At 58.5% G+C, this 14,934-nt stretch carries 11 protein-coding genes and 4 pseudogenes; 9 read left to right on the plus strand and 6 right to left on the minus strand.

All coding sequences use genetic code 11. From position 1 onward, the window contains the following. Positions 1-54 precede the first annotated feature (54 nt). Positions 55-1,335, minus strand: coding sequence for an MFS transporter (locus DTW90_RS27240; protein ID WP_149342424.1), 1,281 nt, complete (start codon positions 1,333-1,335; stop codon positions 55-57). 198 nt (positions 1,336-1,533) lie between these two features. After that, positions 1,534-2,715 carry a mandelate racemase/muconate lactonizing enzyme family protein gene (locus tag DTW90_RS27245; RefSeq protein ID WP_188080070.1) on the minus strand — a complete coding sequence of 394 codons (1,182 nt, stop codon included), beginning with the start codon at positions 2,713-2,715 and terminating at the stop codon, positions 1,534-1,536. 135 nt (positions 2,716-2,850) lie between these two features. Between DTW90_RS27245 and DTW90_RS27250 the strand changes: the two genes are divergently transcribed. Both DTW90_RS27250 and DTW90_RS37750 read left to right on the plus strand, forming a co-directional pair. Beyond that, positions 2,851-3,585, plus strand: a complete 735-nt coding sequence (locus DTW90_RS27250; RefSeq protein WP_149342428.1) for a GntR family transcriptional regulator — start codon at positions 2,851-2,853, stop codon at positions 3,583-3,585. 68 nt (positions 3,586-3,653) lie between these two features. Next, a pseudogene (locus DTW90_RS37750) lies at positions 3,654-3,788 on the plus strand (quinol oxidase); the annotation flags it as partial. Positions 3,789-3,792: 4 nt separating this feature from the next. On the opposite strand, the pseudogene DTW90_RS27260 reads toward DTW90_RS37750, so the two are convergent. The 3 genes and pseudogenes from DTW90_RS27260 to DTW90_RS27270 form a co-directional block, all read right to left on the minus strand. Beyond that, positions 3,793-4,452, minus strand: a pseudogene (locus DTW90_RS27260) (sugar phosphate isomerase/epimerase family protein); the annotation flags it as partial. Positions 4,453-4,524: 72 nt separating this feature from the next. Then, positions 4,525-5,132 (minus strand): annotated as a pseudogene (locus DTW90_RS27265) (substrate-binding domain-containing protein). A 73-nt stretch (positions 5,133-5,205) separates the two neighbouring features. Next, entirely contained in the window at positions 5,206-5,616 is a 411-nt protein-coding gene (locus tag DTW90_RS27270) for a hypothetical protein (RefSeq protein ID WP_246665064.1), read from the minus strand. A 563-nt stretch (positions 5,617-6,179) separates the two neighbouring features. Between DTW90_RS27270 and DTW90_RS27275 the strand changes: the two genes are divergently transcribed. Beyond that, positions 6,180-7,121 (plus strand): acetamidase/formamidase family protein, encoded by a 942-nt coding sequence (locus DTW90_RS27275; RefSeq protein WP_188080080.1) that lies wholly within the window; start codon positions 6,180-6,182, stop codon positions 7,119-7,121. Positions 7,122-7,174: 53 nt separating this feature from the next. Here the strand turns inward: DTW90_RS27275 and DTW90_RS27280 are convergent, their stop codons facing one another. Then, positions 7,175-8,668 carry an ABC transporter substrate-binding protein gene (locus tag DTW90_RS27280; RefSeq protein ID WP_132527915.1) on the minus strand — a complete coding sequence of 498 codons (1,494 nt, stop codon included), beginning with the start codon at positions 8,666-8,668 and terminating at the stop codon, positions 7,175-7,177. Positions 8,669-9,352: 684 nt separating this feature from the next. Here DTW90_RS27280 and DTW90_RS27285 point away from each other — a divergent pair. The 6 genes and pseudogenes from DTW90_RS27285 (at position 9,353) to DTW90_RS27315 (ending at position 14,927) form a co-directional block, all read left to right on the plus strand. Next, positions 9,353-9,865 carry an ABC transporter substrate-binding protein gene (locus tag DTW90_RS27285; RefSeq protein ID WP_188080071.1) on the plus strand — a complete coding sequence of 171 codons (513 nt, stop codon included), beginning with the start codon at positions 9,353-9,355 and terminating at the stop codon, positions 9,863-9,865. Between the two features lie 99 nt (positions 9,866-9,964). Next, entirely contained in the window at positions 9,965-10,183 is a 219-nt protein-coding gene (locus DTW90_RS27290; RefSeq protein ID WP_149342434.1) for a hypothetical protein, read from the plus strand. A 302-nt stretch (positions 10,184-10,485) separates the two neighbouring features. Beyond that, a complete protein-coding gene (locus tag DTW90_RS27295; protein WP_149342436.1) occupies positions 10,486-11,433 on the plus strand; it encodes an amidase family protein in 948 nt (315 codons plus the stop codon). Next, positions 11,430-12,352: pseudogene (locus DTW90_RS27300) on the plus strand (ABC transporter permease). Before DTW90_RS27295 ends, DTW90_RS27300 begins: the two are co-directional and overlap by 4 nt. A gap of 14 nt (positions 12,353-12,366) precedes the next feature. Beyond that, positions 12,367-13,284 carry an ABC transporter permease gene (locus DTW90_RS27310; RefSeq protein WP_149342440.1) on the plus strand — a complete coding sequence of 306 codons (918 nt, stop codon included), beginning with the start codon at positions 12,367-12,369 and terminating at the stop codon, positions 13,282-13,284. Between the two features lie 65 nt (positions 13,285-13,349). Then, positions 13,350-14,927, plus strand: a complete 1,578-nt coding sequence (locus tag DTW90_RS27315; protein ID WP_149342442.1) for an ABC transporter substrate-binding protein — start codon at positions 13,350-13,352, stop codon at positions 14,925-14,927. The last annotated feature ends 7 nt before the right edge of the window (positions 14,928-14,934 follow it).

Here is a 14,934-nt window from a genome sequence, read left to right on the forward strand (position 1 = left end):
GCAAGGGCCGTGGAGAATGCCTTCCCAAAAACACTCGGCATTGTTCATTGCGCATCAATATGCTCTCGCTCGATTGCCACTCTGCCAGCCGGCTTCAAAGATTTTCGTCATCACACCGAGCAAGGAGGCAACGAGAAGCGATCCGGATAAAAGGAGGAACGATGCATCAGGCCCCCCTGTTATCGCGTTGAGGTAACCGATGAAATACGCGCCCACAAAAGCGCCCAGTATCCCGACACTGTTGATCAGTGCCAACGCTCCTCCCGCGACATTCCGAGGCAGGATTTCGGGAATAGTGGCGAAGAACGGTCCATACGGGACATAGAGCGCTCCTGCCGAGAGAACGATCGCAATATAGGCAAGCCAAAAATGCGAGATTCCAGACAAATAGGAGACAAGAAAACCGGCTGCTGCCAACATTTGAAACGGCCAAATGAAGGGACGCCGTTTCTGGACCTTGTCTGACCATGTCGAGCCAGAGAACATCAGGATTGCACCAAGCACATAAGGCACGGAACTAAGCCAACCAATCTCGGTCATGCCGTAGTTGGAACCGCCTTTCAAAATGGCGGGCAACCAAATGACCAATCCGTTCGCGCCGACGCTCCAGAACATGTACTGGAAGGCGAGGACCCACACCGTTGGCTTGGCAAGCGCTTCACGGTAGTTGCGGACCGGCTCGATTTCGCCTTGCTCTTCAGCAAAGGCATTCTCCAGATCCTCGCGCTCCTTGGGTGAGAGCCAACTCGCCTGGGCAGGATGATCGTTGACAGCATAGAGCCAAACGGCCGCCAGAATAACTGCTGGCACACCCTCGATCACGAACATCGCCCGCCACCCGAATTGATCGACGAGATAACCCGATAAAATCGACATCCAAAGAAGAGTAATCGGATTGCCAAGGATCATGATGCTATTTGCGCGTGACCGCTCTTTTTTGGTGAACCAATGGCTCAAAAAAATCAGGGTGCCTGGGAAAACAGCACTCTCAACGACGCCCAGCAGGAATCGATCGGCAAACAACAACGACAAATTGGTGATGATGCCGGTGCCAGCAGCAAGTAGCCCCCACAGAACCATGCTCCAGAAGATCAGCTTTTTGGCGCTGTAGCGCGTGGCATAGTGCGCGGCTGGTATCTGAAAGAGGAAATTGCCTAGGAAAAACAAAGCCCCCAGAAACGAATTTGCGTTATCCGTAATACCCAGGTCCTTCGCCATGCCCGCGGCGGATCCAAAGCCATAATTGGCCCGATCCACGATCGCGACGCTGTAGACCACGAACACGACCGGTGCGATTCTGAGCCATCGCGATGGCGCAAGGTTGACGTTCTCCATTTAAACTCCTCCCCTTTCCAGTGTTCTCCAAAGGCCCGGAACTGCGACAGGCGGCCAACGGCGATCCTCCTCGCCAGCGTTATTCCTCCACAGCTTGCAAGAACGTCAGCATTGCTGTTCGATCGCGAAGGTCGTCGCGGAAACGCCCTTCTGCCTCCTTACGACGGCGGAAGCCGATTTTCGCAGCTGCTTTTTGCGTCACATCAACGTGTCCAACCACGCGGTCATGCCGCCATTCTCTTGCCACATCGATTCGAGCCCCTCTTCCCGATAAGGATGTTCGCGTGCGACTTCATCGTTGAGTTCGATCCCACCTAGCCCCGGTTCAGATGAGATCGCATAGGACCCGTCGTTGGGCATCGGACAATTTCTCACCAGCTGCTGTCGCCAGGGCACATCGAAAGCGCTAAACGATTCCTGCTTCCAAACATTTGTCGTGCATGCGTCGATCTGCAGCGCGGCGGCCGTCGCGACAGGCCCGAATGGGGAATGAAAAGAGACAGTGACGTATGCCGAATCTGCTATGGCCGCAATCTTGCGCGATTCGAGTATCCCACCGACCTGGATTGGATCTGGCTGTAGGATAGCAACCTCGGACGCCGCGAGTAATTGCGGCACGTGGTAACGGGAATAGCATCGTTCGCCGGTGGCAAGACGGACGGGTATGGACCGGCCGACCTTCGCAAGTGCCTGGGCGTTTTCGGGGTCGACAGGCTCTTCGAACCAATAGACATCGTAGTCCGCCAGCCTGCGACCGACGTCGATTGCGGTGCCGATGCTAAAGCGCCCGTGCCCGTCGACGAGGATATCTACGTCCGGACCAACAGCGTCACGTACAACCGCGACCTTCTCCATGCCACGTCGGATATCCGCCGTCGCGGGATCTCGGCCGAGGGCCCAGAAGGGATCGAATTTAAGTGCTGTAAACCCCTGGGCGACAACTTCGCGGGCTGCGCCGTGTAGGTCGTCAGGATCCTTTCCCGCTCCCGTCCATCCGTTGGCGTATGCCGGCATCGAGTCGCGCACCCTTCCGCCAAGCAGATCGTGGACCGGCCGCCCCAAATGCTTTCCGCAGATGTCCCACAGGGCCATTTCAATAGCTGCGATGGCACTGTTCAGAACAGGTCCCCCGCGAGCATATTCGTTGCGATACATCGCCTGGACGAGACGCTCGATCTCGAAAACAGAATTGCCAATGACGTAGCGGCGGAAGAGAGTGACCACCGCCGTTTCGACGGTTTTCGCCTGCCATTGCATGGTGCCTTCACCAAGGCCGGTCAGGCCGTTGTCCGCCGTGATTCTGACAATCAGAAGATTGTTCCAGGGCCTTCCCACCAGGAATGTTTCTATCCTGATCGCCTTCGGTGTTCGATTTTTCACGGCCCATACCTCAACGTGCGTCTTTATCCAAAATTATCCGACTATTTTATAAAATCAACAGAAGATTTTCGATATTGCGTGCGGTAGATCGGAGTTGATGATTGTGCGAATATCGGCAGAAAGCAGAGAGCGCAGATGGACATTGAAGAAAACACGCCTAGGACAAATCGCGACGAACCCGCTCCGCCGTTCGAGGGCATGGCCAAAGAAAAGTCCGCGACGCATTACGATACGTTGCGCGATCTCATTCGCGCTGACATCACGTCATCCTTTTTCAAGCCAGGACAACGGCTTGTCGTCGGCGAGCTCATCAAACGGTACAATACCAGCCCCCAACCGGTGCGCGATGCGCTGAATCAACTCCAGGGTGAAGGCTTCATACTTATCAGCCCCAATCGAGGGGCCAGCGTCCGCATCCTTGATGAAAGCTTTGTGCGCAATATCTTTGAGATCCGTGCGCTCTTGGAGCCGCTTCTGGTCGAAAGATTTTGCAGATATTGCACATCTGCGATGATCGAAGAGCTGAAGGGGGTGCAACTGGACTTCGAGATTGCCGTACGCGACGAAAATGCAGACATAGTTGAATCTGCCAATTCGAAGTTCCACGATCTGATCTTCCGCTCCGATCCCAACACGGAGGCCATTGAAGTCCTGGAACGATATGCAGATTTGCTGGAGTCCTTCCGTCGGCGCCTGCCCTCAATTCCATATCGAATGCGGGCCAGGATCGAGGAACACCGCGCCATTCTCGCAGCATTTGAGGCTGGTGACCCAACGGTTGCAGCAGACGCTGCTAGGCGTCACGTTCGCGCTGCTGGCGATGATTTCCTCGAGGCCATGCGGCAGATCAAGGGAAATCGGCTTGGATGACCCCCCAATTTCACCTGTCGCACACACGGAAACCCACCGCTCCCGCTCGACTTCGCCATGAAGACGCCATTTCGTTCTGCCTCTGGCGCAGACTATTGCTGTCTCTGATCTTCCTGCCTGAAGGCCCGTCGCTTGCCGCAAACCTTCCGGCGGCGCTGGCAGGTTTCTCAAAGCTCGGGCTTCCTGCCCTAATAATGCTTGCCAGGCGATGGCGACGGGCGCATCAAAAATTGCTGCGAAATTGATGTTGCCAGTCCCGAGATAGCCACGGTGGCTTTCGCCGATATGAACATAGCCAATCTTGTCGGCTGCATGACGGAACAAGCCCGACGTCCGCCTCCTCGATATTCATATGGAACGTATAAGGGCGAAGAAAGACATTAGAAGCGCCCGTGTCCGTCATATATTGCATACCCTGTGCGGCCATGTTCAGCATGTTGCTTTCGAAGCGATTGACGATCTCAAGATTAAGCGTGACGCCGGACGCCCTTGCCCGGTCCGCTACCTTCGACAGGGCGGAGACACTGATATCCCACGCCTGCCTCGTCAACGCCTGTTCCTGTTTGCCGTGGGCCGAGCTCAGGATCCCGGCCAATTTAGTGCCGCCAAGGTCGCGCACCAGGGCCACTGCCCGGTCGAGGATGTCCTGGCCATTGGCTATGATAGGCGCGTCCGCACTCGAGATGTCGCCTTCCGGAGGTAGTCCCATGCTGATCGCCACATCGAGATTGAGCTCCTTGATGCGTTCTGCGAGCCATTTCACGTCGACCTGCTTTGGATCGAGATAGGAGAACTCGATCAGTTTGTAGCCCAGCTCTTGGACGAGCCTGCGCTCCAGACAAACGAGTGAGCACCGATTTTCGACATGTGACGACCAATCCTTTCGTTCAGATAGAGATCGGGGCCCGCGACCAAGCGGGTCCTTTCCGTGCGGCGCCCTTATCGAGCAGCAGTCCGGCCCTTGTAGTCCTTGATGTTGTCCGCAGTGATCAGCTTCGGATCGAGCAGAACGGTCGGCTCGGACGGCTTCTTGCCGTTCAGAACGTCGACGGCCATCTTCAGGGAGTCGCCGGCCATTGTGTATGGGTCCTGTGAAGCGGACGCCTTGATCATCGACTTGCCGCTTGCCAGCGACTTCTCGATGTCGGGCGCGCCGTCGACCGATGTGATGAAGAACTCGTTTCGGTTCAGCTGCTTTGCGGCGAGCTCCGCACCAATGCCCGTCGGGTCGTCGATCGCGAAGACCGCGTCAATCTTGTCGAAGCGAGTCAGAAGGCCCTCAGCATGATGATGTCGACGCCTGCGATGAAGCTGTCGATCTGCGAGACCTGCTTGTTGAGGTCATAGTCGGCCGATACGAATGTGACCTGAACATTCGGATTGATCTTCTTGGCGCTGTTCCCGATGCCCTTGATGGTCGCGACGAAGAACGGGTTGCCGAACGGGCCGACAGAGATGCCGATCTTGTTCAAGCCCTTGGCGGCAGCAGGCATCGCGATGGCGGCCGCGAGTGCGGTGCCGACAAGCAGTTTCGAAAGTGCACGCATATTATTCCTCCATGTTGGTGACGCTCCCGGCGCACCTAGTTTTCCGGCAGATTCCGGTCCCCTGAGCCGTATGTCATGTACGGCTAAGTCCTTTTAGCCTGTAGCGGTCGAGCGTCACGGAGACGATGATGACGAGCCCTTTGATGATGTACTGCCAGATGTCGGAGACGCCGACGAGAATGAGGCCGTTTGAGAGCACGGAGGAAAGGCCGCGACCGACCATCATCGAGACCAGTTTGGACGCGGAGAGATCCTGGCGATCGAGAGTACCGACGTAGCTGCTGTCGCGCAGGACGCTGACACGGTCGGCAAGCTGATAGATCTCCTCCATGCGATGGTTGATGTAGATGATGGCACCCTGCGCCTTCAACCCGGCGATGACTTCGAACAGGCGATCCGTCTCGCGAGACGTCGGTGACGTCGTCGGCTCGTCCATGACGATGATGCGGGCGTTGGTCGTCAGCGCTCTTGCGATTTCGACCATCTGCCGCTCACCGGGGGACAGTGCGGCGACCAACTCATTGGGACAGAATTCGATTCCCAGGCGTCAGGATTGGCCGGGCGCGGGCGCGGGTCGTCGCCTTGTCTAGCACTCCGTACGTGAAGGCATAGCACCCAAAAACATGTTCTGGGCGGCAGTGAGATTCGGCGCGAGCGAAAGCCTGGTATATGCCGGAGATGCCGCTCGCCTTGGCGCGGATCGGATCGCCCGACACGATGTCAGGACGGCTCTTGGATCACGTTCTGATGTACAATGACCCCTGCCCGGATGCTGGAATCGCCGAAGCTATCGCGGCCGCAGCGCACCAACGCCGCTCGCTTCTGCATCCAGACGTTTGTAAGTCCTGAATGACGCCGCTGCAGGCGATACCTGCTTTTGATCGACTGCGCGACAAGCTTCCCCTCCCGGCAGACTAAAATGGCGCTTAAGCCGGCGAATGGCATCGCGATTGCATGACTACATCAGCGGTCGTCTGCCGCACCTTAAGGATCTTGGCCGCTCAGGCCGGCAGGCTCACCGGCCTGCGCGAAAATCGAGGATTTATTATTATGTTTCATACCTTGCATGCTTCGCCCGAAAACTGCGCCTGGGGCTATTTCGACCCCGCCCAACCGCCAGCCCTGACCATCGACAGCGGCGATACCGTCACCATCGAGACCGTCTCGGGTGGCCCCGATGTGCTGCCAAAGGGTGATTTTCATATCCCGCCGGAGCTTCTTGATATTCACGCGAGAAGCAGACAGGAAATGCCGGGGCATATTCTGACCGGTCCGATTGCGGTACTCGGCGCGAAGCCCGGCCATGTACTGGAAGTACGGATCAAGGATGTCCGGCTTCGACAGGACTGGGGATATAACGTGATCCGGCCGCTCGCCGGAACGCTACCCTACGACTTCGAGACGGCACGGCTGTTGAACATTCCCCTCGATGCCGAAGCGGGCGTCGCCCGCCTGCCCTGGGGCCTTGATCTGCCGCTCGCGCCCTTCTTCGGCGTGATGGGCGTCGCGCCGCCCGCCAATTGGGGCCGCATTTCCTCAATTATGCCACGCGCGCATGCCGGCAATATCGACAACAAGGAATTGGTCGCAGGAACAACGCTTTACCTTCCTGTCTTCAACGAGGGCGCGCTATTTTCCTGCGGCGACGGACATGGCGCGCAGGGCGATGGCGAGGTCTGCATCACGGCGATCGAGACCGCCCTCAGCGGCACCTTCGAGATGATCGTCCGCGACGATCTGGAACTCACCTATCCGCAGGCGGAAACGCCGACCCACTACATTACCATGGGCATGGACCCCGATCTCGACCAGTGCGCGGTGATGGCGCTGCGCGATATGATCACGTTGCTGGGACACAAGGGCGGCCTGTCGCGCGAGGATGCCTATACGCTCTGCAGCCTCGCCGGCGATCTCAGGATCACCCAGACCGTCAACGGCTGCAAGGGCGTCCATATGATGATGGCGAAGAACCTCGTGGATCGCGGCTGACCGCTGGAGCCGGAGGATTCCCGGCTCCTTTTTCTCCATCTTGAGACCGGCTTTCACGCCCCCTTGGTGACGCCCTTGAGGCTGATCAATCCGGTCGGCAGAGGCGTGAAGCCCTTGATATCCTTCGAGAGTACGAAGGGCCACGGCTGATGGTAGAGATAGATGATCGGCAATTCGTCCTGCAGGACGGATTGAGCATCATCATAGAGCTTCTTGCGCGCATCGAAATCAGGCGTCACCTTAGCCTGGTTCAGATCCTTGTCGACCTGATCGTTGCAAAGCCCTGCATAATTGAGCCCGGCCTTGCAGACGACGAAGTCGTGGATATTGCCGTCCGGATCGTAGCGGCCCGACCAACCGGTGAGCAACGCATCGAAATTGCCCTGCTGCGCCTGCTGCAGCATCGTCGTGAACTCGACCGCGTGGAGCTTGATATCGAAGCCTGCCTCCGCGGCCATCGCCTGGATCATCTCGGCGATCTGCTCGCTGGTCGTCGAATTGGCAAACATCAGTTCGAACGAGACGCGGTCGACCCCAGCCTCCTTCAGCAGTGCCTTGGCTTTCGCGACATCGCGTGTGGTGACGGGAAACGCCGTGTCGTGATAGGGGCTGATCGGTGTGAATGGCTGCTGCGCCGGTTCGAACGTGCCCGCGCCGACGACATCGTTGATGACGTTGCGGTCGATCGCCAGCTCCAGCGCCTGGCGCACGCGCTTGTCCTTTGCCAGCGGCCCGCTGGCGCGGTTGCCATTGCCGACATTGATGGTGATGCCCTGATAGCCGACGCTGGTGATCTGCGCGAGCTGCAGTGTCGGATCGCTCTTCACCGAGGGAATATCCGTCGGCGCCAGCCGTTCTAGCATGTCGAGCCCGCCCGATTTCAGGTTCGCGAGGCGCACCGTCGTATCGGGCATGATCATGAAGGTCACCTTGTCGAAATGGTAGTCGGCGGCATTGCGATAGTCCGCGAATTTCTCCAGCGTGATGCTGTAGTTCTGCTGGCGCGTCACGAACTTATAGGGGCCGGAGCACACCGGCGCGGTGACGGCGCTGTCGAAGCTGGCTGGCGAAAGCATCATCCCGGCGCGGTTCGACAGCTGCGGCAGCAAGGTGGGATCGGGCTGCTTCAGCTTGATTTTAAAGCTCAGATTATCGAGAACATCAACGCTGACGACCGATTGCAGCTCCGATTTGCGCATGCTGTCCGGCATGGTTCGCGCTCGGTCAAGATTGGCTTTGACGGCTGCGGCATCGATCGGCTTTTCGTCGTGAAACTTGAGATTGGGCAGCAGCGTCATCGTCAGTTCGGTTTTGTCGGCACTCCACGACCATTTTTCCACAAGCTCGGGCTTCGCTTCCAGATCCGCGCCGACCGCGACCAAGCTGTCGCACAGCGATTCAAAAACGACTTCGCCGACGAAGGTGCGCGAGCGCGCGGGGTCGAGGCCGTCGAGATCGTCCTGAAGGCCGATCTTCAATTCGCTGGCCGAGGCGCCGCTCGCAAGCAGCATCGCTCCCATGATTGGAAGCAGATAAGAAAATCTCATTACGCTCTCCTAATTGCTGGCTGAATATGGTCTTGACAGGAGCCGGCGCTTGGTGTTGCCGCGGGCAATAACAGCGGCTGCCCTGCCCCATCGTCATACGCAAGATATGCACGTCATACGTCCGCGCATTGGTCGACAAACCGTCCTGCCAAGTAAAACGGAACGGCGTGTCAAAAGCCAAATTTCGGGACGTGCCCGTGGGTCACGCAAATGGCGTGCCAGATATCCAAGCCTTTAATAAGGAAATTCCAAAATTCATTTCTCCGTTATTCCTAAAAACCAGGCCGCGCCCTGGTCTGTGCAAATCCGAACGCGCATGCTAGTAGCCCTGACGTGAATTTCTTGGTCCTTGCGGCTTGTGTGACAAGCTGGTCGACATCACCCCGGATGGAAAGCTTCAGCCGCGGTTCTCGACCACTGGAGCTGGTCGCCCGACAATCTGACGCTCACGCCTAAGTTTCGAGACCACGTTTTTTTCGGGACGGCGCGTCGATGAACGCGGCGGGATCAACCTCGATCGGTAGCGCAATGATCCTATCTCCAGGCGGAAATTCGAGCTGAAGCCCGTCGCAATGCCGTCGATCCCTCGACTGTCGCACCAGGCGTACGCGCCGCTCGTCAGCGTGCTCCCAACCGCGGCGGTCCCTTCGAATTCGCCGATCGCGTTTCACAGGATCACTCACGTTGCAGCGGTTCGATCGCTATTGGAACGCCGCCCCCATCTCGCCGCATTCCGTGGCCTACCGCACGATCCCGGACGATAGCGTCCGGCTCATCCGCCTAGGCTCGGGCGAATCCAGACCTGATCCAGCGGCTTTCGCCGAGCGATATGGCGACCGTCGCTGGCGATGCCGGTCTGAGGGTCATCCAAGAGGCCTTCGACGGCTTTCGACCTGGTTTCCATTAACGTCAATCAGGGCGACACGGCGCAGAAATCCTCTGGGCATGGATCCCCGGGTGGGCCAGGCATTCGAGCTTTCGCTGGACCGCGACGCCCTCAACCAGGTGACCTATGAGGGCCTGTTCGTGCCGGCAAGCCAGACAGAACCTGTCGGAACGCAGTTCTATGACAAGGCGCACCTCATGCGGCGAGACGTCGACAAGGAGAAGGCGCTGCTGGCGCAGACAGGGACGCCGAGCCCGTCCTTCACGCTTCCGTCGCCAATAGCCCGACGCTGGAGCAGATCGGCCAGATGATTCAGTCGATGGCATCGGAGGCGGCTTCAACGGCAAAATTCAGACGCTGGAATCCGCGACGCTCGCCGTAAACTCGGACGCCGGAAATATCAGGCCTCCATGGCGATCTGGAGCGGACGACCGGATCCCGATCGCAATATCAGCCCCTGGATCACCTGCGACGGATACCTGAACTGGGGGCATTATTGCAACGCCGATCTCGACAAGATCCTGATGCAGGCATGGCAGACGACCGATGCCAGCGAGCGGGCCAAGCTCTATTCGCGGCGACCACCATCTACTTGCGGACACGCCGAATTTCCTCCTTTACTACTATAAGTCGCTATGGTCAGCCAAGAAGAATGTCGACGGCGTCGTCCCCGTCCCCGACGGGCTGATCCGTCTGCAGGGCGTGAACAAACGACCTCGGGCTGACGATTTCCTCAACGCATCAACACGACGATGCGCCCCCTGAAGGCAAACCAAGGCGAGGATTTAATCGCAACGCATAATAATTGTGCGAATGCAAAATTGCACAAAAAAGCGTTTGACGGGCGATCAGGATATGCAATCAATTGAACCAATCAAAATTGGTTCACTCCTTCCAGGAATTTCAAGGGGCACCTTGCGGGACAATTGGAGTGAAGAAGCGCTTTTGGCCGCTATCGCAGTTCACAAAGCTGCGGGCAAAGACCTGCAGGGTTTCGGTCGTTTGCCGGCGGGCGACCTCTGGCCGTGTCAGCCGCTTTGGTGCGATGACGCTTTGCTGGACGCTCGATCGCCTCGGCCCCATGTGCCGGAGCGCAGAAGATTGCGGGCTCGTGCTCGAGGCCATCGCCGGGCATGACGTCAACGATCCTTCCAGCCTTAAGCGCAGCTATCGGTATCACGATCGCCAAAGGCGCAAGCGTGGCTTCCGCTTCGGTGTCGTGGAAGGATGCTGCGAAGGCGCTCATCCGGACGTCGAGGCCAATTTCCGCAATTCGTTGCATACGCTTGCGGACATCGGCACGGTTGAAGAAGTCAGTCTGCCGGATTTCCCCTACGCCGAAGTCGCGCAGGTGGTGACAGCAGCCGAAGCCTATGCGGCGTTCGACGATTTCGTTGCCGCGGGCCGCACGGTGGAATTAACTGCCCTTAAGGCCGCCGGACTCAGAATGGCCGCCGCCGTTCTCCCTGCTCACGATTACATCCGGGCGCAGCGGATCAGGCGTGTGATTGCCGAGAGCTTTGCAAAGATCGCCGGCCAGTACGATGCGCTTCTCGCCCCTTCGCTCGGAGCACTTGCGTCCGATATCGACAAGGATTTCGAATACGGCCTTCCCCGTGCCTCGGGTCGGCGGCCGCTCAATCTGGCCGGCGTTCTGGCGGGCACGCCCACGGTATCGATCATCAACGGCCTTGGAGAGGGTTGTCTGCCGACCGGCATTCAGTTTGCCGGTTCTGCCCTTCAGGAGAATACCATTTTGGACGCAGCCCATGCTCTGGAGGAAAGGACGCCGCACCGGAATTTGCGGCCGAAGATCGCAACGCTTGCGGCCGGTCGGGAGCTTGCGGGCCAATCCGCATCGAAGGGCTCAAAATCATGACGAGCTATGTCCTGAGACGCGTTATTGCGATCGTGGCACTGGCCTTCGGCATCAGTGTCGTTGTCTTCATGATCATCCGCCTCATTCCTGGTGATCCGGTCATAACCCTGCTCGGGACCAATGCCAGCGATCCGACGGTCGTCGAGCGGTTGCGTACACAGCTCGGCCTCGATAAGCCGCTGATCGTCCAATATTGGCTTTGGATATCCAACGTCTTCCAGGGCGATTTCGGCTATTCCTATGGCTACCAGCAGTCGGTGAGCTCTCTGCTAGCCGATAATTTCCCCGCCACCATCCAGCTGACCATCGCCGGCCTCGGCCTCTCAGTGATCTTCGGCCTCATCTTCGGTGTCATCGCCGCACTAAGGCGCAATCGCGCCGCCGATACCGCCGTAATGGGTATTGCATTGACCTTCATGTCGATCCCGAGCTTCTGGCTCGGGCTGCTTCTCATCCTCGCCTTCGCCGTCACCATTCCGTGGTTCGACGTCGTCGGCGGAACGTCGCTCAAGGGGCTGGTATTGCCGTCTATCACGCTGGCCCTGGGCTCGATCGGCTTCAATGCCCGTTTCGTCCGATCCAGCATCATCGCCGCACAGGTCCAGCGCCACGTCATAACCGCTCGCGCGAAGGGCTTGACGCGGTTGCGGGTCTTTTTCGCCATATCCTTCGCAACGCACTGCTGCCGATCCTGACCATTGTCGGGATACAGGTTGGCCAGCTTCTCTCGGGCACGGTGATCATCGAGACGGTATTTTCCCGCCCCGGGATCGGCCGGCTCCTCGTACAGTCCATTCTCGCCAAGGACTATCTGACGGTCCAGGCCGTCGTTCTGATCATCGCCATCATCTATGCGCTGACGAATTTCATCGTCGACCTTCTCTACCCGGTCCTCGACCCTCGAATAGCGAACCGATAGGCGGAGAAACGACGATGAGCATAGACGCGAACATGTCCCATCAGAGCCAGGCGCCAGCCACCGGCAACGCAGCGGAAGCAATCTCTCCAAAGCTCTCCCGAATTAGGACGATCGCAAAGGCCTTCAGCCATCCGAGCCTGCTGATCGGGTCGATTATCTGCATCGTCCTTATCTTTCTGGTGGCTGGCGCTCCTCTGCTTACCTCGATCGATCCCAATGCCCAGGATCCGATGGCGACCTTCTCCCCACCTTCGATGGACCATCTGATGGGCGCAGACGCGTTTGGCCGAGACATGCTCTCTCGCGTCCTCTATGGCGGTCGCGTCACGATGCTGTCGAGCCTGCTGGTGGTGACTATTGGCGGCGTTGCCGGCACCGCCATCGGCCTGGTCGCCGGCTATTTCGGCGGCGTTGTCGGCTTCACGATCATGCGTATCGTGGACCTGTTCCTGGCATTTCCCGGCATTCTACTCGCGCTCGCGGTCACCGCCATTCTGGGGCCGGGCCTGATAAACGGCGTGATCGCCATCGCGGTGGTACTGGTGCCGATCTATGCGCGACTGGTCGAAGGTGCCTCGGCAGAGGTGCGACATCTGCCCTTCGTCGACGCAGCGACCACGCTCGGATCCGGTCACGGCTGGATCATCATGCGGCATATCCTTCCGAACGTCATGTCTGGCATCATCGTGCTGACCACGACCTGGCTCGGCATCGCGGCCCTGTGGATCACCGCCCTTGGCTTCATCGGTCTCGGCGTGCAGCCGCCGACGCCGGAATGGGGCGCCATCCTCAATGACGGCCAGACCTACATCACGCTCGCATGGTGGATAACCGTCTTCCCCGGCATCTTCCTCTGTCTCTTCGTCATTGGCGTCAACCTGATCGGCGACGGCTTGCGTGACGAACTCGATCCGACGCTTGCCAAGAGGTGAGCGCGCAGAACGACAGCTTTCGATCAACCAGCAATTATTCGACAATTATAAAGAGGTGTGAGCAAATGAAAAAACTGATGACGACCTTCGTTGCAGCCGGGAGCCTTGCTTTCGCCGTCACCGCGAATGCGCAAACCGCGGCGCCCAACAAGAACGCCAAATTGACCATCGGCTGGGCGGAGCCGGTCGATTCACTCAACCCGGCAACGACCGGCGCCCGCGACGTCGGTCCGATCGATGCCAACATCTTCGACACGCTCGTCTGGCTGACACCCGATTTTCAGATCACCCCGCATCTCGCGACGAAATGGGCCGTCTCCAATGACGGCAAGACCTATACGTTTACCCTTCGACAGGGCGTGACCTTCCATGACGGCACGCCGTTTGATGCCGACGCCGTCGTCGCCAACGTAAAATACATTACCAGCAAGGATACGCAGTCGAAAATATCGATCGGTCTCCTCGGTCCCTGCACGACAGCGACGGCCGTCGACAAATATACCGTGCAGTTCACCTGTACGACCCCCTATGCTCCCTTCCTGGCGCAGCTTGGCGAACCCTACATGGGTATCCAGTCGCCGAAAGCCATTGCGCAGTATGGCAAGGATCTCGGCCTTCATCCGACCGGCACCGGCCCCTTCGAATTCGTCAGCTACCAACCGGATCAGCGCGTCGTCCTGAAGCGCTACGATGCCTATAATTGGGGACCGGAAGCGGTGAAGCACGCCGGCCCGGCCGATATCGCCGAGGTGACCTTCCAGATCGTTCCGAATTCGCAGGCGCGCGTCAGCCAGTTCCAGAGCGGCCAGTCGCAGCTGATGCAGGAGACGCCCGGCGTTTATTGGAACGCTTTTAAGAAGGCGGGAACTTATGGTGCGCTGCCAGTGCCGATCAGCGGCATGGGCATTTTCGCGCCAATCAACGCCTCGAAATTCCCCACCAGCGATATCGCCGTGCGCAAGGCGATCATGTACGCCATCGACAAGAAGGGTGTCATCCAGCTCGCCGAGGCCGGCGTCTTCCCGCCGAGCAACACGCCGCTGCAGCAGGGCATGACCGCCTACGATGCATCTCTTGAAAATGCCTATCCCTACGATCCGGCCAAGGCCGAGGCGACGCTGAAGGACGGCGGCTGGACGAAGAACGGCGATTTCTGGGAAAAGGACGGCAAGCGGCTCGCCTTCACCATCAATGCGATCTCGACCGTTCCTTCCTATCCCCTGCTCGCCCAGGCGATGCAGGGCTATCTGCGCAAGGTCGGGATGGATGTCCAGGTTCAACAGCTTGCGGTTCCGGCATGGTTGAACGCCAATATCAACGGCGACATGTCGATCACGCCGCTGCAATATATCGCAGTCGACCCGGATGCGCTGCATTTCTGGTTCCTGCCCGGGCAGTATTTCAACTGGAGCAAATATTCCGATCCGGCGCTGTCGCAGCTGATTAGCCAGGGACAGCAGGAAGCGGATCCGGCGAAGCGCGTCGATATCTATCATCAGGTGCAGAAGACACTGATGGATCAGGCCGTGATCATGCCGATCCGCCAGAACATCGATCTTGTCATGACCTCCAAGAAACTGACGGGCGTCACCTATTCGGGCGGCGGCTTTGAATACCTCCTGCCGGCCTCGCTCGCCGACTGAGTGATTG

Origin of the sequence: Neorhizobium sp. P12A, from assembly GCF_008365395.1 — a bacterium.
Taxonomy (GTDB): Bacteria; Pseudomonadota; Alphaproteobacteria; order Rhizobiales; family Rhizobiaceae; genus Rhizobium.